At 43.2% G+C, this 23,589-nt stretch carries 24 protein-coding genes; 17 read left to right on the top strand and 7 right to left on the bottom strand.

Features of this window, described 5'->3' with window-relative positions; translation table 11 throughout:
- The first annotated feature begins 106 nt into the window (after positions 1–106).
- The 9 genes from KFT32_RS12790 (at position 107) to KFT32_RS12750 (ending at position 6,633) form a co-directional block, all read left to right on the top strand.
- On the top strand, positions 107–1,066 hold the full coding sequence (locus KFT32_RS12790) for an alpha/beta hydrolase (protein ID WP_211747608.1): 960 nt from the start codon (positions 107–109) through the stop codon (positions 1,064–1,066).
- Positions 1,057–1,416: a zinc ribbon domain-containing protein gene (locus KFT32_RS12785; protein ID WP_211747607.1), complete on the top strand. Its 360-nt coding sequence runs from the start codon at positions 1,057–1,059 to the stop codon at positions 1,414–1,416. The genes KFT32_RS12790 and KFT32_RS12785 overlap by 10 nt, the downstream gene beginning before the upstream one ends.
- 81 nt (positions 1,417–1,497) lie before the next feature.
- Entirely contained in the window at positions 1,498–2,214 is a 717-nt protein-coding gene (locus KFT32_RS12780; RefSeq protein WP_211747606.1) for a class I SAM-dependent methyltransferase, read from the top strand.
- Positions 2,215–2,434: 220 nt separating this feature from the next.
- Positions 2,435–2,953, top strand: coding sequence for a nucleotidyltransferase family protein (locus KFT32_RS12775; protein WP_211747692.1), 519 nt, complete (start codon positions 2,435–2,437; stop codon positions 2,951–2,953).
- A 94-nt stretch (positions 2,954–3,047) separates the two neighbouring features.
- The gene (locus KFT32_RS12770; RefSeq protein ID WP_211747605.1) at positions 3,048–3,743 is read left to right on the top strand and encodes a hypothetical protein; all 696 of its coding nucleotides are present in this window, start codon (positions 3,048–3,050) and stop codon (positions 3,741–3,743) included.
- Positions 3,744–3,875: 132 nt separating this feature from the next.
- On the top strand, positions 3,876–4,301 hold the full coding sequence (locus KFT32_RS12765; RefSeq protein WP_211747604.1) for a GNAT family N-acetyltransferase: 426 nt from the start codon (positions 3,876–3,878) through the stop codon (positions 4,299–4,301).
- 71 nt (positions 4,302–4,372) lie between these two features.
- Positions 4,373–4,573, top strand: coding sequence for a hypothetical protein (locus KFT32_RS12760; RefSeq protein WP_211747603.1), 201 nt, complete (start codon positions 4,373–4,375; stop codon positions 4,571–4,573).
- Between the two features lie 226 nt (positions 4,574–4,799).
- Positions 4,800–5,468, top strand: a complete 669-nt coding sequence (locus KFT32_RS12755) for a GDSL-type esterase/lipase family protein (protein WP_211747602.1) — start codon at positions 4,800–4,802, stop codon at positions 5,466–5,468.
- Between the two features lie 94 nt (positions 5,469–5,562).
- A complete protein-coding gene (locus tag KFT32_RS12750) occupies positions 5,563–6,633 on the top strand; it encodes a phosphotransferase (RefSeq protein WP_211747601.1) in 1,071 nt (356 codons plus the stop codon).
- A gap of 59 nt (positions 6,634–6,692) precedes the next feature.
- Here KFT32_RS12750 and KFT32_RS12745 read toward each other — a convergent pair whose 3' ends face one another.
- Positions 6,693–7,364, bottom strand: a complete 672-nt coding sequence (locus tag KFT32_RS12745) for a tetratricopeptide repeat protein (RefSeq protein WP_211747600.1) — start codon at positions 7,362–7,364, stop codon at positions 6,693–6,695.
- Between the two features lie 36 nt (positions 7,365–7,400).
- Entirely contained in the window at positions 7,401–9,389 is a 1,989-nt protein-coding gene (locus tag KFT32_RS12740; RefSeq protein WP_211747599.1) for an elongation factor G, read from the bottom strand.
- Between the two features lie 148 nt (positions 9,390–9,537).
- On the opposite strand from KFT32_RS12740, the gene KFT32_RS12735 reads away from it, so the two are divergent.
- Positions 9,538–10,128: an HD domain-containing protein gene (locus KFT32_RS12735; RefSeq protein ID WP_211747598.1), complete on the top strand. Its 591-nt coding sequence runs from the start codon at positions 9,538–9,540 to the stop codon at positions 10,126–10,128.
- 85 nt (positions 10,129–10,213) lie between these two features.
- Here KFT32_RS12735 and KFT32_RS12730 read toward each other — a convergent pair whose 3' ends face one another.
- Complete coding sequence (locus KFT32_RS12730; RefSeq protein WP_211747597.1) at positions 10,214–11,083, bottom strand: AraC family transcriptional regulator; 870 nt, start codon at positions 11,081–11,083, stop codon at positions 10,214–10,216.
- 133 nt (positions 11,084–11,216) lie between these two features.
- Here KFT32_RS12730 and KFT32_RS12725 point away from each other — a divergent pair, with 133 nt between their 5' ends.
- Entirely contained in the window at positions 11,217–12,728 is a 1,512-nt protein-coding gene (locus KFT32_RS12725) for a tagaturonate reductase (protein WP_211747596.1), read from the top strand.
- Positions 12,715–14,232 carry a UxaA family hydrolase gene (locus tag KFT32_RS12720; protein WP_211747595.1) on the top strand — a complete coding sequence of 506 codons (1,518 nt, stop codon included), beginning with the start codon at positions 12,715–12,717 and terminating at the stop codon, positions 14,230–14,232. Before KFT32_RS12725 ends, KFT32_RS12720 begins: the two co-directional genes overlap by 14 nt.
- Positions 14,233–14,312: 80 nt before the next feature.
- On the opposite strand, the gene KFT32_RS12715 is transcribed toward KFT32_RS12720, so the two are convergent.
- Both KFT32_RS12715 and KFT32_RS12710 read right to left on the bottom strand, forming a co-directional pair.
- On the bottom strand, positions 14,313–15,221 hold the full coding sequence (locus tag KFT32_RS12715) for a hypothetical protein (RefSeq protein ID WP_211747594.1): 909 nt from the start codon (positions 15,219–15,221) through the stop codon (positions 14,313–14,315).
- A gap of 170 nt (positions 15,222–15,391) precedes the next feature.
- Positions 15,392–17,419 carry a beta-galactosidase gene (locus KFT32_RS12710; RefSeq protein WP_211747593.1) on the bottom strand — a complete coding sequence of 676 codons (2,028 nt, stop codon included), beginning with the start codon at positions 17,417–17,419 and terminating at the stop codon, positions 15,392–15,394.
- A gap of 114 nt (positions 17,420–17,533) precedes the next feature.
- Here KFT32_RS12710 and KFT32_RS12705 point away from each other — a divergent pair, with 114 nt between their 5' ends.
- From KFT32_RS12705 to KFT32_RS12685, 5 genes are all read left to right on the top strand, one after another.
- Complete coding sequence (locus KFT32_RS12705) at positions 17,534–18,373, top strand: AraC family transcriptional regulator (protein ID WP_211747592.1); 840 nt, start codon at positions 17,534–17,536, stop codon at positions 18,371–18,373.
- 114 nt (positions 18,374–18,487) lie between these two features.
- A complete protein-coding gene (locus tag KFT32_RS12700; RefSeq protein WP_211747591.1) occupies positions 18,488–19,276 on the top strand; it encodes an alpha/beta hydrolase in 789 nt (262 codons plus the stop codon).
- A gap of 35 nt (positions 19,277–19,311) precedes the next feature.
- The gene (locus KFT32_RS12695; RefSeq protein WP_211747590.1) at positions 19,312–19,971 is read left to right on the top strand and encodes an SGNH/GDSL hydrolase family protein; all 660 of its coding nucleotides are present in this window, start codon (positions 19,312–19,314) and stop codon (positions 19,969–19,971) included.
- Positions 19,972–19,987: 16 nt separating this feature from the next.
- Positions 19,988–20,866 carry an SMP-30/gluconolactonase/LRE family protein gene (locus tag KFT32_RS12690; protein ID WP_211747589.1) on the top strand — a complete coding sequence of 293 codons (879 nt, stop codon included), beginning with the start codon at positions 19,988–19,990 and terminating at the stop codon, positions 20,864–20,866.
- Between the two features lie 210 nt (positions 20,867–21,076).
- Positions 21,077–21,271, top strand: coding sequence for a hypothetical protein (locus KFT32_RS12685; protein ID WP_211747708.1), 195 nt, complete (start codon positions 21,077–21,079; stop codon positions 21,269–21,271).
- 111 nt (positions 21,272–21,382) lie between these two features.
- Here KFT32_RS12685 and ahpF read toward each other — a convergent pair whose 3' ends face one another.
- Both ahpF and ahpC read right to left on the bottom strand, forming a co-directional pair.
- The gene (ahpF, locus tag KFT32_RS12680; protein ID WP_211747588.1) at positions 21,383–22,912 is read right to left on the bottom strand and encodes an alkyl hydroperoxide reductase subunit F; all 1,530 of its coding nucleotides are present in this window, start codon (positions 22,910–22,912) and stop codon (positions 21,383–21,385) included.
- A gap of 13 nt (positions 22,913–22,925) precedes the next feature.
- A complete protein-coding gene (gene ahpC / locus KFT32_RS12675) occupies positions 22,926–23,489 on the bottom strand; it encodes an alkyl hydroperoxide reductase subunit C (protein ID WP_211747587.1) in 564 nt (187 codons plus the stop codon).
- Positions 23,490–23,589 lie beyond the last annotated feature (100 nt).

Genomic DNA, 23,589 nt, shown 5'->3' with positions numbered 1-23,589 from the left:
TTAGGTATTCCTGAAAGGGTTGTGTACAATATGAGAAGAATCAATCGGTACATTTACACTTAGATGAGATAGAAATATTTGAAATTGGAAGAAGGAGAGAAATAGGATGTGGTTTTTATTAGTTATTCTTATTGCGATGGTAGTGTTGTGGGCTGCGGTGTCTCATTTTTATAAAATGGCGGTAAAAAGAGCTCCTAAGACGTTTCTGATCGAAAACTCTGAACAGGCGTCAGGAGATCAGGCAGTTTCCGTAGGTCCTGATTATGCCTGGATACGATCCCAATCACCTCAGATGGTAGAAATCACTTCTTTTGACGGATTAAAATTACGAGGAACCTGGATTTCAGGAAAAGGAAAAGAAAATAAGGTCGTAATTCTGGCTCATGGTTATTCAGGCCGAGGTTATGATATGGCGGGTTTTGCTAGATTCTATGTAGAAGAGCTTGGTTTTCATGTTCTGATGCCAGATGATCGAGGTCATGGCGACAGCGAAGGAAACTATATTGGATTCGGTTGGCACGACCGGCTAGATTATGTGGAATGGACACGTTTTGTGGTTAATAAAATTGGAGAAGACAGTGAAATATTTTTACATGGAATCTCTATGGGTGCCGCTACGGTACTGATGGCAAGCGGTGAGCAGCTGCCCGTTCAAGTCAAAGGAATTGTCGCTGACTGTGGATACACTTCTGTCCAAGCAGAGTTAACGCATCAATTGAAACAAATGTTTAAGCTTCCTGCATTTCCGTTTATTCCACTTACTAGTTTATATACAAAATGGAAAGTCGGTTACAGTTTTCATGAAGCTTCTGCCTTAAAACAGGTGAAACAATCCGAGCTTCCGATTTTGTATATTCATGGCGATGAAGACACGTTTGTTCCTACCTCAATGGTTCATGAACTTTATCGAGAAAGTGCAGGAGAGAAATATTTGTACATTGTTCCTCGTGCCGCACATGGCACCTCCTTTCTAGTAGAACCGGAAGGATACAAACGGCATGTAAAGGAATTTGTAGAACGATATTTGAGACACGGAAGTGAAGTGAATACAGAGAAATGGATATAGAGGAGGAATCACCATTTATTAAGCGCACATGTCCGTATTGCAAAGAGACGGTTTCAAGTGATGCGATAAAATGTAGTCACTGCGGAGAAATGATTACCAAGCAAATGCCACGTCAAGATGTTTATGCCTCAGCAGGTGATGTTTTTTATCTGGATCGCTATTCTAGTATCTTATTGATAATTGTCACTTTAGTTGTACCTATGGCTGCGATTATTATTGGAAGCATCCTGTTATTCCATGATGATACATACCGGCGAGATACGGGGAAACTAATGGTAACCATCGCTATAATTCTATGTATCATCTATCTGATCTTGTTCTCGTCATTTCATTTCTTTTCATTTTTTTAAGTTTTATCATAATAAAAGCAATACATCTTCTTTCTAATTGGGTAATTGGTGTAATAGAACATTGGAAAGGTGATGTGTCTTATGTCTAAAGAGTTTAAAGAAGCTCGTGAAATGGAAGAAACGTATCATCGTAAATTTTATCAGGAGCATGATCTCTATGAAGAAGGTACATGGATGGCTGGGCCTATGCCCATAGTAATGGAGACTCTTCATCGTCTTACCGAGTATAAAAATAAACTAACTGTCCTTGATCTAGGTGCAGGTGCAGGCAGAAATACGATTGCAATGGCGGAAAAGCTGCGTGATACCGGAAGCAGAATCGTAGCAGTTGATTTGCTGGAGGAAGCAGTCAGCAGCTTGGTTCATCACGCTAAAAAATATAAAGTGGATCACCTGATTACTGCAGAGCAGGGTGATATTGAACATTACGAAATTGAGCCTAATCATTATGATTATATTGCCGCTTGTTCTTGTCTTGAACATGTATCCTCTGAAAAAGCGCTGCATCAGGTTATTGACCAAATGCAGGCAGGTACTAAAATAGGTGGTATTCACCTTATTACGATGAGTACGAGTGTGGAAGAAGTGAAGCTGCCGGATCATGAATCCGTGAAACCGCTGATTGAGCTAAATCTGCCTACACAGTATGCTGAAGACTTGTTGACTCATCGTTATCATAATGATTGGGACATTTTGCTGACCGAGCGAGTTACCCAAGCTATTCCAGAACATAAATATGATGAACCGACTGAATTCCGCTGTCAGTTGCTGCGATTTGCTGCGAGAAAAAGAATATAAACAAAAAACAACAGACTATTACAGTTTGTTGTTTTTTGTAGGGAAAAAGTGCAAACATTTCGTTGTGGCGAATGTAAGTTAGCTCTATAATTAAGATATGTAATAATTGTCTGATGGATTATTTTTAGATGTAAATTTCCGTTATATGACGATGGACTCTAAATAAATAGTAAAGGGGGATTCACAGAGTTTGACATATGAAGAACGTTTGCGAGATATCATGAACCAGCCCCAGATTGTAGATGACCTAAAACGTGTCCGCGAACTGCGACTACCACAGGCCTGTATTGCTGCCGGATATGTAAGAAATCGAGTGTGGGATGAACTACACGAGTATAAAAGCCCTACTCCACTGAATGATATCGATGTCATTTATTATGATCCAGAGCATGTAGATGAGTGGACCGATACGAAGTATGAACAGCAATTACAATCTGGCCAGATCGGACGTAACTGGCAGGTTAAGAACCAGGCACGAATGCACGAATATAATATGGACCCACCATACCAATCGGTAGAGGATGCCATGAGGTATTGGCCCGAAACAGCAACAGCTGTTGCCATAAGACTGAATGATCAAGACGAACTGGAGATCATCGCTCCGTTTGGTTTAACCGATCTTTTTGAAATGAATGTGAAAAAAAGTCCATATTTCCGAAATACGGCGCTTTATAAGCAAAGAGTATTTGAGAAGGAGTGGCTGGACCATTGGCCATTATTGTTGATGATGGATTCATAGAGATAGAAAGTACAGATAGAGATAGAAAGATGAAATAGAGATGTTCTACCATTATGAAATCCATTTTATAGGGGAAAAGTGGGGGAAATAAAGTATGCCTTGGCCAATGGTACATTTAACGGTTGCCCATCTGGTTCAACAAGGACGTCCATCACCATCTTTTGTTCTGGGCAACATTGCACCGAATGCTGTTCTCACAAGAAATAATGTGAATGATCAAATGAAGTGGGCCAGTCACCTTTGTGCGGTAGAAGGGGTTTTGCCACGCGTAAGGGAAATCCAGCAGTTTCATGTTTCTCACACGAAAGTTCATCTTGGTGAAGAGTATAGACAGTTTTTATTGGGTTATGCTGCGCATTTGTACGTCGATTTGAGATGGGCTGAAACGGTGTATAAAGGTATGGAAAATTTAGTGGAGCGTATTTTTCTGTACCGATGGTACACCCAGTTTCGCTCATTTCAGTCGCTGTATAACCGGGACGTCACACAACTTGAATACATACTAATGGATACACATCCAGAAACAAAGCAATTACTCGAAGCACTTGAATCTGCACCTGCTGCGGCGATGGGGGAGCTCGTTTCAGTGGAAGAAGTAGATGATTATCGTTATGCTACTCTTCGCAGATTGGAAGAACCGATCAAACCTCGTTCTCTCAGATTAATGGATGTTGAACGTGTAGAGCGTTTTATTGAGGAAACGGCTGATGAATTAAGCTTTTTATTACCTTCTTGGGCAGCAGCCAGTCCAGTTCCTTTTCCGCTAGAGGAGGTCTACAGTGAGTCTTAAAGCAGATGTTGTAATAGTTATCGACGAATAACGAAATGAAAAATTTTGGTCAAAGAATAGCTGAGACTTGAAATATTCATGTAAAAGCCCTAAAGTACGTATAGTGAATGCGTTAGAACAGGAGGATTTACATTGTTTATTTCATTAAAAGATCGTTTACAGGATCCTGTGGTACAGGAACTGATTGAGTATGCTACACTCCCTGAGCCTGAACATATAGAGTCGGCTCTGAAGGAATACAGAGAACAAGATGCCTTACAGCTGTTCGGTTTTGAGGATGAGGAGCAGTTAGTCGCTCTAATTGGCTTCGAGAAACAGGGTAAGGAAGTTCAGATCAAGCACCTTGCTGTCTTGCCAGAGAATCGCCAAAAAGGGTATGGACGCGGCATTATATCAGAGATGATTAGCAGCGTGAAACCCGATGTTGTCACTGCGGAAACGGACGAAGAGGCTGTAGACTTTTATCGAAACATCGGTTTTATTGTGTACAGTCTTGGGGAGAAATACCCCGGAGTGGAACGCTTCCACTGTGTATTTGAAGCAGAAGAAGAGGAATAACCCGTAGCATGAATGATATGCAAGGTTTGCGTTTTATCCAAAACGGTACCATATAGAAGGAGCACATGCATTTGTCTACCAAGATGTATCGAATCATAGGTTTACTTCTCGGACTTGCAGTTCCCTTTGTTTTTCTGTGGCTAAAAATTATATTTTTGCTGCTCTTTTTGTTCATTGTTTATGCGGAGTTACGTAAAGTACAATTTCCCCAAAGCGGAATTTATTTTGTTGCAGGGATGCTGGTGGGGAGTATCGTTACGTTTTTGATCTAAGAATGGATCTTGTGATGATGCTTAGGTGAAAAGACATATGTTTCCTGAGAAAGGCTATACAGCCCTAATCAGAAATGTATGTCTTTTTTTGTGATCTTTTTCTTGAAAAAGGGGCCAAGAGGACAACTTGCCGTGCCGTCTGCTTACGAAAATACATATGCTACGTTAACACCACCTTTGGTGACTCTTCATCATTTTATAAAGTCATAGGAAAGGAGGGGTTTATATGGTTTATCGTTATTTGGCGCTAGGAGACTCGTTGACCGTTGGTATTGGAGCTTTATTTGGAAGCGGATTTGTCCCCCTCTATCGAAAAAGACTGGAGTATCATCTGCGCAGCCCTGTTCTCGTAAGCAACCAGGGGATAAACGGATTAACATCCGACGGACTTCTATCCATGGTAAAATATAATCAGTACTTGCGAAATCTCATTTCGTATGCGGATATCATAACCATTTCGATTGGTGGAAATGATTTGATTCGCGCAGCTCGTTCGAGCAAATGGAATTTAAGTTCTCCTTCTTTTATCCAGACTCTGGACATCTGCGAGAGCAATGTGAGAGAGATTTTATTACAGATTCGATCATTGAAAAAAGAGGATGAATCCTACTTCATTCGGCTAGTAGGTTTATATAATCCGATGCCGCAGAATGAAGCTGCCTATCATTGGGTGAAACAATATAACGACTTTCTCATTAGTCTGACTAACAGAAGAGTTGAAGCTGCTCCGCTTCTCTATGCATTTCAGGGGAAGGAACGGGAGTTGCTGTTTTTCGATAAAGTTCATCCTAGTAGCAAAGGATACCGGGTTATCGATGAGCAGTTGAATCAATTAGGCTATACTCCGCTCTTGCAGCAAGAGAAATCATATACTGCCCGAAAAAGAAAAAAGTAGGGAAAATAAGAGGGGTGCAAGTCGTGTTAGCTTGTATTCCTCTATGCTTCTATTTAAATAAAAAAACCTCTATATACGAAGGAGCGGACAGTTTATGCATGCATTAACATCATCTGATATCACTAAAGAAGAAGGATACGCCATCCGCAGTATGTTGGAGTATTATTTGGGAAGGTCAGAAGGGATAGGAGCAGCAGAGTGCAACATTAGCCGATTGGCGGGAGGTATGAACAATTCGACTTACTTGATTCAGTGCGGCGAGCAGCGCTATGTGCTTCGTAACTACAATAGTCATCAGGATACCGAGAAGGTACAGTACGAGCATGCCATACTGAAAAGTCTTGCAACATACCAAAAATCTTTTGTCATTCCACAGTTGGTACATACGATCGAAGATGAGACATTTGTCAATCATGAAGGAAAAATAGGGGCTTTATTTCACTATCAGAATGGTTGCAATCCAGAGCTAATCGAGACTGGGCAATACTTTGATTTGGGTCAAAAGGCGGGTCAGCTGTCGATTGCTTTGTCCAATATAAAGGTCCCGTTATGCCCCGTATATCCTCCTTACTACAAAATAGAACTTGCTTATACTGAATGCTCACCTGCGGACTTTGTCCGTTTCTTACGTGAGCCAGATCCGTTATTTCTATATCTGCAAGAAGAGACAAAGGAAATAGCAGGAGAAGTGGAACAGCTTTTCATAAAAATAAGCCAGCTTGAGCAACTTCCTCATCAAGTTGTCCATGGTGACCTGAATGCATCTAACATACTTGTAAGCGAAGAAGGAGAGATCACCACCATCCTTGATTTTGAGTTTGCAACCTGGGATATTCGGGTGATGGAACTAGCCGTTCCCTTGTCAGATATCATTTCAGGCATGATTTCAGATGAAACACACACAGTAGAAGCTGAAGAGAAGATGTGGAGTCATCTGGAAGCACTCATTCGCGGGTATAGATCCGGAGTTCATTTACTGAAAGAAGAGATGGATATTCTGCCTTCACTTTTGCTTCTTCGTAGAGTAGATGTCGTTATGCATTTTTTAAGCAGGTATAAAAAAGGCATCGATGGAGCAGATGTGGTTAAAGCTCAGCTACAAGAGCTTGTTCATTGTGTCCGCTGGCAGGAGAAGAACCGTACTAGACTTGAACATCTACTGTAAAATAAAGACCGCACTCTTCTTCTCACTGATTGAGAAGAAGAGTGCGGTCTTTTTATGAATTAAAACAATTTCCGAAAGAAACTGCGAACAGCCCAGCGGCGTTCCTGACGTTTCTTATACTTTGGTAGAGAGCGGTATACGTCAATGGACTGACGATACGCCTCTTTAGCATCATTTTTACGGCCAAGGATTCCATAAACGAGTCCTAGATAATAGTAAGATTCGCTGGAAGAAGACTGGATGTCCTGAAATTTTTCCACATAATGAAGCGCTTTGGACTGATCTTTATCTTTGTATGCAGAAGCAAGGCGAAGATAAGGTTGACCGTACTTTACTTTCGGATTCAGTTCGAGTGCGTGCACAATGTGACGTTCTCCTTGTTCAAGCTGCCCCTGATGAATCTCTATCGTTCCGACCATATCCCAATATTCTGCCGAGTGATCATAGGAGGATTCGATAGACTTGAGGAATCCTTGAGCCTCGCTATACTTTTTGCGTTCAATCAGCAGTCTAGCTAAATCGAATTTAGAAGTAACATCATTTGGGTTCATAGCGATTTGTTGACGATTTTTGGAGATGTTGCGCATCCGTTTGAAGGGCTTCGTGATACTCGGAAATACGCCGACAAAACGGCGGTCAAGAAAATAGACAATAAGCAAGAGTACGATAATAGCGATAAACGGGTTACCAAATATATAAAATAACAGACCAAATACGAAAAGCTTACTCATAGATCTCCCCCCCTGAAAATGATAGTGTTGTTTCATTTACATGGAACCGAGTGCATTACGTGCGGCCAGTATGTACTTCGATTGATCAAGCGGGTTAATACCACGTCTCTTCCGCTGTACCTCAATTCCTTCGGGACACTCCTCATAACCGGCAAAACGAGTGGTCATCACCCCGATCCCCTTCGTTTCGGAACGCAGTTGTAAAGGATACTGAAGCGAAGTGGCAACTGGGATCGTTCCTTCTACGGAACAACGTCCGTTCATGATGGAAGGAGCTTCGAATGTAGCACGCATGTGGACAAGATCACTAAGGACTTTGCCACCATGATCTTCCGGTACGGTGATACGAAAATGTTGCATGGGTTCCAAGAGGACTGTCTTCACACGGTTCAGTCCATCCATAACCCCCATGGGGGTCGCAACTACAAAATCAAGCGGATGGGTGTGCCATACATGGTGCTCGCCTTCGGTTAGTACTACTTCAAGATCTGTTACTTCCCATCCGAGCAGCCCTTGCTGTAGTGCTTCGGGCAAACGGCGAGCGACCTCGTTCTGATATCTCTCTAACAGATGATCGGCTCTAACGATAGAACGATAGACAAGTCCGCTCCCTCTTGGGAGAGGACGGATGGCAAACCGAAGGATCGCCCAGCATGGCTTCGGCATAGTATAGGCGATGTAGCCTTCTCCTGTAGACGCCGGCGTCTCTTTGTAAATGACGGAAGGTTCATCAAAAGTCACTTTTAGACCAAAGCGGGTCATAAGTAAGTTCTCTAGAATTTCAAGCTGTATAGCGCCCATTACTTTGACATGAAGTTCGCGTTCTGCTTGCAGCCATTGCAAATCAAGGAGAGGGTCTTCTTGGGTTAGTTCTTGAAGTGCGTTCGCAAGCGCAGCATATTCTGATTCATTTTTATTATGTACTTGAACGGTAAGCAGAGGAACAGCCATGTTGGGTGCTTGTGGGATTTGTGCCTCTGATCCAAGAATGTCTCCGATTCTCACATCTTGCATCCCGAAAACGGCAGCAATATCTCCGGCTACGACTTCTGAAACATCTGTAAACTTACGACCTTCGATCAATCTAAGTTGCGTTACTTTTTCTTTGATATCCTGGTTTGCAATAGGTACCGTATCACGGGTCTGTAATGTGCCTTGATAGAGCCGTACATAAGCCGTTTTCCCCATGGATTTGTCTCGTTCTATTTTGAATACGATGCCGGAAAGTGGTGCATTATGGTCTCCTGCAGGAGGGGGGAGAAAAGTTAGAAGAGAATCTAGAAGTTCTTCTACACCAATCCCTTTTTGTGAAGCACCGAAACAGATGGGAAAAGCTGTTCCTGCTCTTGCTGCTTCCTGAAATCTGCTCACAAGTTCCATAGGTGCGATCTGCTCCCCATTGATAACGCGTTCGAGAACGAGTTCATCTTGATCAGCAAGCCATTCCGTAAGTTTATCCCATTCTGATCTATCTTCTGTTAAGGATTCAGACGGATCAGAGGAAATCGGTACAATACCGTGAAAAGTATCCCCGTCATATTGTATAGTCTGTACAGGCAACGCATTCGGAGACAAGCCAATTTGTATGTTTCTCACAACGTCTTCCGCATTGACATCCTGCCGGTCCATCTTATTAACGTAGATTAACGTAGGAATGTTTAATTCTCGCAAAGATTTCCAAATGGTTTCGGTCTGTCCCTGAATTCCATCGGATGCGGATACAATCAGAATTGCTCCGTCCATCACCCGCAGCGCTCGTTCCACCTCGGATATAAAATCAATATGTCCAGGAGTATCGACGAGATTAATGGAGTGGTTGTTCCATTTAAGGGAAGTTAGAGCGGCTTTCACCGATATTCCTCTTTGTCTTTCAATGTCTAGGGAATCTGTAAAAGTAGTACCGTTATTTACGTTTCCAGGCGATTTCAGCACTCCGCCCAAATACAGCATATGCTCTGTAGTTGTCGTTTTACCGGCATCTACATGAGCAAAAATTCCTACATTTCGATGATTGGATTTAGCCATAAGATTATATTGAGCTCCTCTAATTTTCTATGCCGTCTTCCGACCTGTTTTTTTAAATTAGTATATCATATACGTTCGTGACAGGTTTCCTATAACTCTAGTAAGATGAAAGAACATCATAACACTTAGAAGATAAAGGAGTAAGGTAATGATAGAGAGAATCAGGCAGCAAATTGAATTTGTTCGTGAAATTGATGGATTGAAACATATTGTTAGACAATCTTACCTAATGAATAGTACGAGGCGTGAAAATGATGCGGAACATAGTTGGCATATTGCTGTCATGGCCTTGCTATTGAAAGAACATACGACTCAGCAAGATCTGGATATGACCAAAGTGCTGCATCTGCTGCTGATTCATGATCTTGTAGAAATTGATGCAGGGGACACATTTGCTTACGACGTAAAAGGGTATGAAGACAAGTGGGAGAGGGAGCTTGCCGCCGCAAAAAGAATTTACGGGTTACTTCCATCCGATCAAAAAGAAGAATGGATGGGGCTGTGGCTCGAATTTGAAGAAGGGCTTACGAAAGAGGCTCAGTACGCAGCAGCTATGGACCGTCTACAACCTGTATTGCATAATTTCTATACGGAAGGCAAGGCATGGAGAGCCAATCAAGTCTCAGCGGTATCCGTAAGAAAAAGATTGGGTGTTTTACAAGAAGTTTCGCCTGCGCTGGAGGCGTTTGCTAATGAACTGATTGACGAAGCAGTAGAGAAAGGTTATTTATTACCATAAGCTTGATTCGGACAGGAAGGATTCCCCTTGAGAGGATGGGGATTCTTCCTTTTTTATATGCATTAATCAAAACTGTACAGAGGATTTAACGCATCATTTTACGATAAGACGAAGGAGTAGTACCTGTATGTTTCTTGAACAGTCGATAGAAATGAGGAAGGCTTACAAACCCGCATGCCTCTGCAATGGAAACCATCGTATCATCGGTGCGCACTAGTTTTTCTTTAGATAAAATAATTCGTCTAGCTGCGACGTATTCGGTGAGCGTCATACCGGTGTGCTGCTTGAAAGCTCTGCTGAAATGTGCGACCGAAATCGACGCATCCTTCGCAAGGGTAGACAGTGACACAGGCAGATGAATCTGATGATCAAGCTGCTGAAGGACATGTGACATCCACAGAGGGCCTGCTAAGGGGGCTTTTGAAGGTTCATCCACTTCCGTCATTCTGATCAGCGAGATAAGCATAAGCTGTAATAACAGGAGAGTGGCATAAGTACGCAAATGTAGTTGACTTATCGTTTCTGCATAAATTTGCTCAATCCATTGTTCAATTTCTACTTGTTCTTCGTAAGTGAGCTTCTTGATATAACTTCGAGTTTTTCGAGATCTTTCAAAAAATGGTTGTATCGATGCTGCTTCACCGCCAATGCCTTGAAAAAGGACGGGGCTAATATAAAAAGCTGACGAAGTAAGCGGATTGTCTACATGTTGAAACGTGCGATGAAGGGTATTGCCGGGAATAATGATTAAGCTCCCTGCCTGAATATCAACGATGGAATGATCGATTAACATTTTGCCTTCGCCTTGATGGACACATATGAGTTCGTGCCAGTCGTGGAAGTGATCAGGAAGTTCATGTTCTGGAAGTTTGGTTTCATGGTACAACATACGGAAAGGAAGATCGATTTCGGCTTTGAGACGCAGATCAACAGGTGCATTCAGCTCATGCTTCAAGATCTTAACCTCCTCAAATTAATAACATCAATTAAGAGTATATTTTCAGCAAAATTAGCAATTTATGTTCTTTCAGATGATGATACAATGAACAACAGAAGGAAACAACCACTAATAACAGAGGTGAAGAGGAGTGACGGTTAAAAAGGATTTACCAAGACTCAGCTTGCAGCTAAGCGGAAAACAAATGAATCCAGTAGATGCCATAAGGGAATATCCAGTGAAAGTGCTTCAGATTGGAGAAGGGAATTTCCTACGCGGATTTGCTGATTGGTTGATTTATGAAAGCGCTATTAAAGGTGAGTTTAAAGGAACTATTGCCGTTACCCAGCCAAGGCGAAGCGGAAGAGAGAAACTGCTCACGATTCGGGAACAGGACGGTCTGTATACATTACTAACAAGAGGGATTGTGAACGGGGAGACCGCGGAGTCGAAAACGATCATTCCTGTCTTGAACTATGCGATAGACCCTTATGAGGAATGGGATGATTTTTTACAGCTTGCAGCAAATCCTGATCTAGATATTGTTATCTCTAATACAACAGAGGCGGGGCTAACCTACCAACCGTCAAAATATAAAGCAGGGGAACCTGTTGAATCTTTTCCCGGCAGGCTTACGGTATTTTTGTACGAACGGTTTACACACTTTTCTGGAAACAAAGAAAGCGGATTGTTAATCCTGCCTTGTGAACTCATAGAAAGGAATGGAGATCTGCTCAAAAAGTATGTACTGCAACACAGTCTTGATTTTGGTTTTTCGGATTCGTTTCGGGAATGGATTCAGTTGCATAATCGATTTTTGAATAATCTAGTAGACCGGATTGTGACAGGAGCCTCTTCCGAGGAAGAAGCTGCGGCGCTGGCAGAACGCTGTGGATATGAAGATAAGCTGATGACGTTGGCTGAGCCTTACCATTTATGGGCTATCGAAGGTGACCCTGAGCTGGATAATAGACTCCCCCTAGCCAAAGCCGGACTTAACGTACATTGGACGGAGGATTTAAGGCCATTCCAGCTTCGAAAGGTACGCCTTTTAAACGGATCGCATACACTCATGACCCCGCTCGCCATATTAAAGGGACAGACGTTTGTCCGTGAAACGATGGAAGATCGTGTGCTAGGTACTTTTGTAAGAGAAGCAGCTGAAGAAGAGATCATCCCGTCGCTGGGTCTTCCGGAGGCGGAATTACAATACTATGTAAAAGATGTCTGGGATCGTTTTCTGAATCCTTACATTAATCATAAGCTGACCGATATTATGCTAGGTTCAATTTCCAAATTTAAAGTCCGGCTGCTTCCCACGATGCTGGAAAGTATAGACCGAAACGGTAGGCTTCCTGAGCGAATCGTTACTTCTTTTAGTGCGCTTCTTCGTCTATACAAGGTAGAGCCAACAACAGAAGGGTATGTATCCTATACCTTTGGTGGTAAGAAAGTGGCACTTCGGGATGAACAATTCCATCTTGCGGTCATGGCACGGTATTGGTCCGCATATAACAGGGGAAATTTGAGTGAAGTTGTTGCTTGTATTTTATCAGATGAAAATTTATGGGGACAAAATCTGGATACTATTTCAGGGCTTCGCAATAAAGTGGTAGATAACCTGAAGCTGTGGGAGAAGGAGGAGACAAATGAGTACATTTAAATCCTCAGCAACCGATTGGACTCAGATTCATCCTCGCGATGATGTGCTTATTGCGCTTAGAGATTTGAAACGTGGGGAACGGATCGATGTTACGGGTGAGAACAGTGTCATCCTGCAAGATGATATCGGCAAAGGACACAAATTTGCTGCAAGGACCATCAAAGCTGGAGAGCACATCAAAAAATATGGTTATTCCATTGGCGTGGCAAAGGAAAAAATTGATGTTGGTCGCTGGATTCATACGCATAATGTCCATACCGGACTAAGTGGCATTCTTGACTATGAATATGTAAAAACTCCAGTGGAAAAACCAAACCTGCCTCCAGCTCACCTCCTTACATTTCAAGGCTATAAGCGAAGAAATGGTAAGGTTGGCATTCGAAATGAAATCTGGATTATTAACACGGTTGGGTGTATTAATAAAGTTTGTGAGGCACTAGCTAAAATGGGGAATCAAACGTTTCAAGGGCAAATAGACGGAGTATATCATTTCGCTCATCCTTTTGGCTGCTCACAGCTTGGGGATGATCTGAAATATACGCAGCAGCTATTGTCGTCACTTGTCGCTCATCCGAATGCTGGTGGGGTTCTGGTTGTAGGACTTGGCTGTGAAAACAATCAGATTGAGGAATTTCGCAGTTTTATAACTGATGAAGATCAGCAAAGAGTCCGCTTCCTGAAAGCACAGGAAATAGATGATGAGATGAGTGAAGGATTGCGGCTATTGGAAGAACTAACTGAGCTTGCGGTGCTAGAACAGAGGGAATCTGTTCCCATATCTGAGCTCACGATTGGACTCAAATGCGGTGGCTCCGACGGTTTTTCGGGAATTACGGCTAATCCGCTCGTTGGAACTGTATCGGATATGCTGGTTGCGGCGGGCGGGACCGCGATCCTTACCGAGGTACCTGAAATGTTTGGAGCGGAAACGATCTTAATGAACAGAGCGCGCAATGAACAAGTTTATGGAGAACTCGTGGACTTGATCAACAATTTCAAACAATATTATGTGGATCATGGGCAGAACATTTATGAGAATCCTTCACCTGGAAATAAAGAGGGGGGAATCACAACTTTGGAAGAAAAATCACTGGGGTGTACGCAGAAAGGCGGACATTCCGAGGTTGTGGACGTAATTGCTTATGGAAAGAGAGTAAGTCAAAAAGGATTGAATATTGTGGAGGCTCCGGGTAACGACTTGGTATCCGTAACAGCTCTGGCGGCAGCGGGTGCACATATTGTACTCTTTACGACCGGACGAGGGACTCCATTCGGAGGACCGGTTCCTACCGTCAAAATTGCAACCAACTCTGATCTCGCAAGCCGCAAAAAGCACTGGATTGATTACAACGCTGGCCAGCTGCTTGAAGGAAAGGGAATGAACGATCTTGCTTGTGAACTGCTGACGGAGCTGGTTGAAATTGCCTCCGGGAACAGATTAACGAATAGTGAACGTTATGGATTTCGCGAGATTGCGATATTTAAAGATGGAGTCATCTTATGATGTGTCTGGAACTAGGTATTGCACGTAAGAAAAAGCCTGTAGAGTGAATGATTTTCTCTACAGGCTTTTTTCATTATAAATCAGATCATCCCGTAACTTGCCAAAGTTTTTAAACGTTCCATGGTGAGATGACCTCGCCACTCCGCTTCCGCCGCTGGGCTCAGTGCAGGCCAAGAGATAGGCCATCCTCCGTCTTCCAACTGGGAGGCTAGCAGATGCTCCAGGTGCTGCTGAATAACCTCCTTAGGTACAAAGCGGGCAGCATAACTGTCTGCACGAGGTGCCCAGTCAAGAACTTTGTGTACATAACCTGTTGCATCGGGATCAAGCTCAATTGTCCCGGGTTGCTCCAGTATATGATCTACCCGATTTTTAAGCTGGTTCGTTCTTTCACTATCGTCCTGATATTCGAGAAAATGAATAGCTTGAATGACATCGTGGTATCCTTCAAGATTCGAGTGTTCAATGGATGACCAGGTGAATGCTTCCGCTTTTTTAAACCAACTTTCCTTTAGGAAAGGGTGCCATTCTTTACATTTGTAGAGGAGTCCGATAATAGATCCGGTTGGATTCAGTGAAGCGATGTCATCTTTTTCTGTAGTCCACCAAGGCGCATGGGGATGTTCGTTTACGCTTCTAAAGGAATATGGCCATCCTCCGGTTTCCGGATTCGAATGTTTTTGTAGAAAATAACCAAGCCCTGTAAGTATACTTTCGGGATAGAGATGAACCTCATCTAGCAAATGAAGCGCAAATTCCGCTCCTTGTGGTTGACTGTAAGGACTTCGAATATCTGGCTCAAGCCCATGACCGAAACCGCCGTCCTGATTTTGATAAGCAGCAAGGGAATGCAAGATCGCTTCGGCCGATCGTTGTCCAGTTGCATATTCGAACCGGTAACGATCTAGCAAACGAGCATGGGTATAAATGAAATCACGAGCTTTTTTTACAACGGGATGGGATTCATCTAGCAATGGATAAGTTCTCATACAGGATTCACTCCTCTAAGGCTTGATCATATTCTCATTTGTATTCTCTATTAGAACATATTCCCCTGCAACGTATAGTGTGTAAATAGAAAATTCCCGCACACTCTACGAATTCAGAGCATACGGGAATGGTTTGATGATGGAACGGAGTGATATGTTCGAATGTAGTATTATTTAACCTGCAAAATCTGTACTCCGCGCCCTTCAATTTGGACGGTTCCATTATGGGAAGTACCCGTTAGGAGATCCTCAGCCTGAACCTCACCCAGGTCATAGGAAGAGGTTTCCTTATTAAAATTGAGTACGAACAGGTAAGAGATACCGTCTTTCACACGACGACTGACCTCAACACCTTCCGGTGTTACAAGGTTCGGCTCAATTCCTTTATCCGCTGCTATTTTGTCAATTAGACCATCTAGGAAGCTGGATTCTGGATCAGAAGCTACATAATATGCCTCACCATTGCCGAAAGCGTTACGAGTCAAGGAAGGCATGCCTTGATAGAAGTCTTCGCCATACTCAGCGATCACTTCCGCACCTTCGGTGTGAAGCAGGTCGCAAAGCATACCACATTCATATTCACCTTGTAGCGTGCCGTACGACGATTTCACAACCATCTTGTTCTTTTGATCTGGGAAGAGGGCATCAATCTCTTCTACCCAAATGCCAAGCAGGTTACGAAGTTCTCCTGGGTATCCTCCTACGGTAACGAGATCATTCTCATTAACGATTCCACTGAAGAAAGTAGTAACGAATGTCCCACCATTTTTAGTGAATGTCTCCAGCTTATTAGCAAAACCGGATTTCACCATGTAAAGGACGGGTGCTACGACAACATCGTAGGATGAAAGATCTGTGTCTACACTGATCATATCGACCTGGATGTTACGGCGATAGAAAGCAGCATAATACTTATGGATTTGTTCCACGTAATTCAGAGCTACTGTCGGTCCGCTTGATTTCTCAATAGCCCACCAGTTCTCCCAGTCAAAAAGAATCGCTACTTTGGATTCTAAACGGGAATCCAGCGTTCGATCACCAAGCTTCGCTAGTTCTGTGCCGAGCTGGGTTACTTCGCGGAATACACGTGTATTCTCGTGACCTACATGTTCAATGACAGCACCATGATACTTCTCGCAGGCACCGATCGAACGGCGAAGCTGGAAGAACATGACGGTGTCTGCTCCGTGAGCGACAGTCTGATAACTTTGCAGTCGCATCACGCCTGGACGTTTTAAAGAATTGTACGGTTGCCAGTTTTGCTGACTCGGGGTCTGCTCCATAAGCATGAACGGCATGCCATCTTTCAGGCCTCTCATCAGATCATTTGCCATCGCAGTTTCACTAGGCGGAGTTGTAAGACTCGGATAGCTGTCCCAGGACACGATGTCCATATGTTTAGCCCACTTGAAATAATCGAGCTGCTTGAAAAAGCCCATCAAGTTGGTAGTCACAACTGATTCCGGAATATGTTTTTTGATCGCATTATATTCAAGTTTGTAGCAATCCAGCATACTGTCGGAATTAAAGCGGGAGTAGTCGAGCGAGATTCCTTGGAAATTGGTGCTGCGATCGCCCCATTCTTCACTGAGGTTGCTTGGAAGTACGATTTCATCCCAATCATAGAACGTGTGACCCCAGAAAGCAGTATTCCAAGCTTTGTTAAGGACGTCCAGTGTCTGATAACGTTCTTTGAGCCATACACGGAAAGCACGCTCACAGTTTTCACAGTAGCAATCACCTCCGTATTCGTTGGAAACATGCCATACCAGTACTGCAGGATGATCTTGGTAACGTTCGGCAAGCTTGCTCGCAATTCGCTCCGAATACAAACGATAAGTTGGGCTGTTTGGACAGGAGTTGTGGCGTCCTCCAAATTTACGTTTGCGTCCGTCCTTGTCCACACGCAGTACATCTGGATATTTGGTTGCCATCCATGCCGGATGTGCACCTGTACTCGTTGCAAGACAAACATAGACACCGCTTTCATAAAGACTATCAATGAGTTCATCCAGCCATTCAAAATGATATGTAATTTCATCTGGCTGATTTTTAGCCCATGAAAATACGTTAATGGTTGCAATATCGATACCCGCAATTTTGAACATACGCAGGTCTTCTTGATGGGTTTCATGATCCCATTGTTCTGGGTTATAATCGCCGCCGTAAAATACTTTAGGAAGTTTAGAACTAATCAAGTTAAGTCACCTCTTGTATAAGAATAAGTCCATGATATATCATGGATTATATTTTTAAAATATAAGAATTGTAATGAGGTATATAATAATATGGAACAGAAATGAGGTGGGACTATGCTGCTGACTCCAGAGCATCAACGCTTTTTTATGACAAGCAGAGAACAACCGCTGCCCTTATATATTGAAAGTATTGGAGCGAACTTAAATCAAGAATCCATTGTGCGTCCTTCAGGATATCCATGTTATCACTGGCTGCAAACGGTAGAAGGAGAGGGAGAGTTCACTTTTGGAGGGAAATCCTACCCTGTACTTCCTGGTACAGGAGTGTTAATTGCCCCGGGTGAACCGCATGAATACAAGAGGAAAGGGTCAGGATCACGATGGTCTACTTTATATATTACATTTAGCGGTCCGCAGTCGGGCCCTATTCTTGCTTCGCTTGAACTCGAACCATCTGCATGTTACCAGTGGGATCCTGCCTCAGACCTTCAGTCCTATGGACAAAAAGTGCTGCGATCGATTGGCAGCGATCTGGATCTGACCGGACTCGATGCCTCAGGCGATATGTACCGCTTTCTGTTATTGCTCAAAAAGTATGGAACGACGGGGAATACGCCTTCTTTGTCGCATTCCCTAGGTCGACTTGCACCGTTGCTTGTTTTTATGGAAGAAAATTTGGGAGATCCCGGAGTGGGTTTAGACGAGATGGCCGCTGTGCTCTCCCTCAGTCCGAGATACGTAAATACACTATTCAAGCAATCCTTTGGCGAGACAGCTTATGGATATTTCATCCTAAAACGGATTCGTAAAGCAAAGGAAATTCTCACATCCCATCCTGAAATGACGGTGAAAGACACGGCCCAAGCGGTTGGGTTCCGGGATGCAAGCCATTTTGTAGCCACATTTCGAAAGATTGAGGGTGTGACACCGGAACATTTCCGTAAACTGTACTAACGATTTTATATGAAAAAAAGACGGATTTTTAGGATTGATGAAAACGGTTTTATGTAGGATGATGAATGGGTGAGACAGGATACATAATTTGGAATAGAGAAAGAAGGGGAGACCATGTCTGAAATATTTATCTGGCCTGGACAGCCTCCATATGCAGCTGAAGGGTATGAAAATGACAAACCTACGCTGACACCCTATCTTGTAGAAGGGGCTAAAAGTGCCGTAATTATTTGTCCGGGTGGCGGATATCGTCATCTTGCGCCTCATGAAGGAGAACCGGTAGCCAAGTGGTTGAATGAAGCAGGAATTTCTGCATTTGTTTTAAAGTATCGGATCTTTCCGCACAAAGAACCCGCACCGCTGGCTGATGCAAGAAGGGCAATACAATACGTTAGGGCCCGGGCAGAGGAGTATGTAATTGAAAAAAATCGAATTGCTATACTGGGCTTCTCGGCAGGAGGACATCTGACCGCTAATGCAGGAACTTCTTGGATTCAGGGAAGGGCTGATGCCGAAGATCCCATCGATTTTGAAAGTTCGAGACCAGATGCCATGATTTTGTGTTACCCCGTCATTACAATGGAGGATTACGGCCATCTAGGTTCGAGAGAAGCACTTCTGGGAGAAAAGGCTTCTTCGGACCTTGTCCAAAAATATAGTACCGAAAAGCAAGTAAAGAAGGATACACCTCCCGCATTTATATGGCATACGTTTCAAGATGAGGCAGTTCCTGTGCAGAATAGTCTAGCGATGTCCATGGCATTAAGCCATTTCAAAGTACCTCATGAGCTTCATGTATTTGAAGAGGGGCATCATGGAATAGGACTCGCCGAGGATCTAGAGGAGTCATCTGGAAAGTGGAAGGAACTGTGCATTACCTGGCTTCGGAAGCAGGGATGGTAGAAACGCGATTAATTTAGAAGAGGAGTGTGTTAATCATGAAGTTGCAAGCAGGAGATAGATTCGTCATGATCGGTGATTCGGTTACGGATTGTGGACGGGCAAGACCGGTTGGCGAGGGCAGCATGGGTCTTGGAGATGGTTACGTTAAAAACGTAGATGCGCTGCTCCAGAGTGTTTACCCAGAGCTTGGTGTTCGCGTTTTAAATGTGGGGATCAGCGGTAATAACGTGAGGGACCTCAAAAACCGCTGGCAAACCGATGTTCTTGATTTGAAACCGGATTTTTTGTCCATCATGATTGGAATCAATGATGTATGGCGTCAATTCGACAGTCCTCAGCGGAAAGAATTTCATGTCTATCTGGATGAATATGAATCTACTTTGCAGGAGATTGTTACGGCCGTACGTCCTCAAGTAAAAGGAATCGTTCTTATGACACCTTACTATCTGGAACCTAACACAGATGACGCTATGCGCTCTACTATGGATCTATATGGCGAGGCTGTTCACAGAGTTGCGAAAAAGAATGATACTATTTTTGTGGATACTCAAGCAGCACTAGCTCCGCTATGGGATCACCTCTATCCTGGCGCCATTGCTTGGGATCGCGTGCATCCTAATCATACAGGGCATATGGTTCTGGCAAGGGCTTTACTAAATGCCATCGGTTTTGAGTGGAATCGGAATCTATCCTAGCGAAGGAGTGTTTGACATGGCAGAACTCGAACTCGTATTAGAGGCAAAAGCGAAGCTCGGAGAAGGACCCAGCTGGGATGCCGAAGCCGGCCGTTTATATTGGGTAGATATTGAAGGTTTCAAGCTGCATGCATATGAGCCTGAGACAGGGAAGGATACGGTCTATGAGATTGGACAACATATCGGAGCTGTCGTTCCCTATGAAAAAGATCGCGTTGTCATTGTTCTAAGAGAAGGATTTCATTTTTATAACTTGGATACAGGTGAACTCGAGCTTATACATGACCCAGAGAATGGTCGTCATGATAATCGGTTTAATGATGGGAAGTGTGATCCTGCCGGCCGTTTTTGGGCCGGAACGATGAGCCTTGAAGGTAAAGACAAGCAAGGATCTCTCTATTGTCTGGAAAAAGACGGTGAAGTAAGAACCGTATTTACAGACGTAACCACTTCGAATGGTCTCGGGTGGAGTCCTGATCATAAAACCATGTACTACATCGACACGCAGACGGGAAAAGTAGATCAGTATGATTTTGAGGTTGCTAGCGGATCTGTGTCGAACCCAAGAGTAGCCGCTGATTTTGAACATCAAGACGGTTTTCCAGATGGGATGACGGTAGATGCTGAGGGGATGATCTGGGTAGCACACTGGGGAGGTTCACAGGTAAGCCGCTGGAATCCAAACACGGGCAAACTGCTATCACGCATTGAAGTTCCTGCGAAGCAAGTAACATGTTGTTGCTTCGGAGGTAAAGATCTGGACGAGCTCTATATTACTACCGCACGGACCGGACTGGACGAAGAACAGCTTGCAAACACACCTCATGCAGGAGGGCTGTTCCGAGTCAAACCTGGCGTCAAAGGAATGCCGACCTTCCGATACAAACAACAATAAGTAGTCCATGTTACTATTAACTTCTAGATGAAATAGCAAAGACGAAGTGAGGGTCTTTTTAACACCCAATACACTCTGTTTTTGCTATTTTTTAGTACTTATTATGTTTATTTAATTTCCAATTTAATGGGAACCTATTTATTAATAAGACGTAGAAAGAGTATGAAGTTCTTTTTATAGAATAAAATTTAGGGAGATAAGGAGGGGAAAATGAATAATGAACCGCTCCAAGATCAGAATTTAATTTCTGAACCAATCGATCCTTATAGTGCAAAAGCGAATTTTGACGTAAAAGAAGAGATGCTGCATAAATATGGTTTTCCATCTTTATGGAGAGAAGTGTCCAATCTACTTATTTTAGTCGGGATTATTGCAGGAGTAGTATTATTATTTCGACTTTTCTAAATGCCACAATAGCAAGGCAAGCTCTGGATTTATTGCTGCAAAGGTATGAGTTCAGAAAAAGAAAGCCACAGAACGATAAATTCGTTCTGCGGCTTTCGTATAGTAATGGGATTAATTGCGAATGAGATAATCAAAAGCACCGAGTGAGGCAGTAGCGCCTGATCCCATGGAGATAATGATTTGCTTGTAGGCACTGTCTGTGCAGTCTCCGGCAGCAAATACACCAGGAAGGCTTGTCGCACCACGTTTATCTACAACGATTTCACCCATTCTAGTACGTTCAATCGTATCGCCTAACCAATCTGTATTCGGAACAAGACCAATTTGAACAAACACGCCTTGAAGTTCGATATGCCCTACTGTTTCTGTATCACGTTCAATGTAGGAGATTCCGTTTACTTTGTCAGTACCCGTGATTTCCTTCGTTTGAACATTCTTAAGAACAGTAACGTTAGGCAGGCTGTAAAGACGATCTTGTAGTACGGAGTCAGCTTTTAGTTCAGGCATAAACTCAAGAACTGTAACATGTTTTACGATACCAGCAAGGTCGATCGCAGCTTCAATACCAGAATTTCCGCCGCCGATAACAGCTACGTGTTTTCCTTCGAACAATGGACCATCACAGTGTGGGCAATAAGCTACCCCTTTGTTCTTGAACTCCGCTTCGCCAGGTACGCCAACATTACGCCAACGTGCACCGGTAGAAAGAATTACAGTCTTACTCTTAACGACAGCGCCGTTTTCCAGCTCAATTTCGATAAGATCTTTTTTCTCCAGACGTTTAGCACGCTGTAAATTCATCAGATCGATATCATACTCTTTCACATGTTCTTCCAGGCTAGCTGCAAGTTTAGGACCTTCTGTATGTTTCACACTGATAAAGTTCTCGATACCCAGTGTGTCCATGATCTGACCGCCAAAACGTTCAGCGATAATACCAGTACGGATGCCTTTACGTGCTGCATAAATTGCGGCACTTGCCCCAGCTGGACCACCACCAACAACAAGAACGTCAAAAGGTTCTTTGTTGCTGAACTCGGATGCATCTGGAACACTTCCTACCTTAGCAAGAATTTCTTCCAGAGACATACGGCCGCTGCCAAATGGTTCGCCATTCATGAAAACAGTTGGTACTGCCATAATGTCTTTGCTCTCAACTTCATCTTTAAAGGCTGCACCATCAATCATTGTGTGTGTAATGCCTGGATTCAGAACGCTCATCACGTTTAACGCTTGAACGACATCAGGACAGTTGTGGCAAGTCAAGCTAATATAGGATTCAAAGTGATACTCACCTTTGATGTTTTTAACTTGATCGATTACCTTTTGATCTACTTTCGGAGGTCTACCGCTCACTTGAAGCAAGGCAAGAACCAATGAAGTAAATTCGTGTCCTAAAGGAATACCAGCAAAAACAACGCCCGTGTCTTCTGAAACACGGTTTACACTGAAGCTTGGTGTTCTTTCTAGTTGCGCATGTTGCACTTTAATTCTGGATGACATCGTAGCAAGCTCGTCCACAAGGGAAAGCATGTCACGGGAAACTTCATCGTCTCCCGCGGACACTTTCAGTACTACGTCGCCTTCCAGAAGCTGTAGATATTGATCTAATTGTGCTTTAATATCTGCTTCTAGTATCATTTAACGACACTCCTTAGATTTTGCCTACAAGATCCAGACTTGGTTTGAGTGTAGCGCCGCCTTCTTGCCATTTAGCTGGGCAAACTTCACCTGGATTGTTGCGTACATATTGAGCTGCTTTGATTTTGTTAACAAGCGTACTTGCATCACGGCCGATACCGCCTGCATTGATTTCTACGGTTTGGATAACACCATCTGGATCGATGATGAATGTACCGCGATCAGCAAGACCAGCTTCTTCGTCCAGTACATCAAAGATACGGGAAATCTTTTGGGAAGGGTCTCCGATCATAATGTACTCGATTTTACCGATAGTTTCGGAATGATCGTGCCAAGCTTTATGTGTAAAGTGAGTATCTGTAGATACAGAGTATACTTCTACGCCAAGATCTTTCAGTGTAGCATATTGATTTTGAAGATCTTCGAGTTCAGTTGGGCATACGAAAGTGAAGTCTGCTGGGTAGAAGCATACTACGCTCCATTGACCTTTAAAGTTTTGTTCAGAAACTTCGAGAAATTCACCTTTTTGAAAAGCATTCGCTTTAAATTCTTGTACTTCTTTTCCGATTAGAGACATATTCATGTTCCTCCTAAAATGTGTTTGGTTTTGTAAGAATTGATATTTAATTAGTTTGAACAAAATGGCCAAAACCAATTAAATAATAATAATTCTAATC

Source organism: Paenibacillus sp. Marseille-Q4541, assembly GCF_018310695.1.
Taxonomy (GTDB): Bacteria; Bacillota; Bacilli; order Paenibacillales; family Paenibacillaceae; genus Paenibacillus.
Note: the sequence above shows the minus strand (reverse complement) of the source record. Positions and strands in the feature narration are given on the sequence as shown.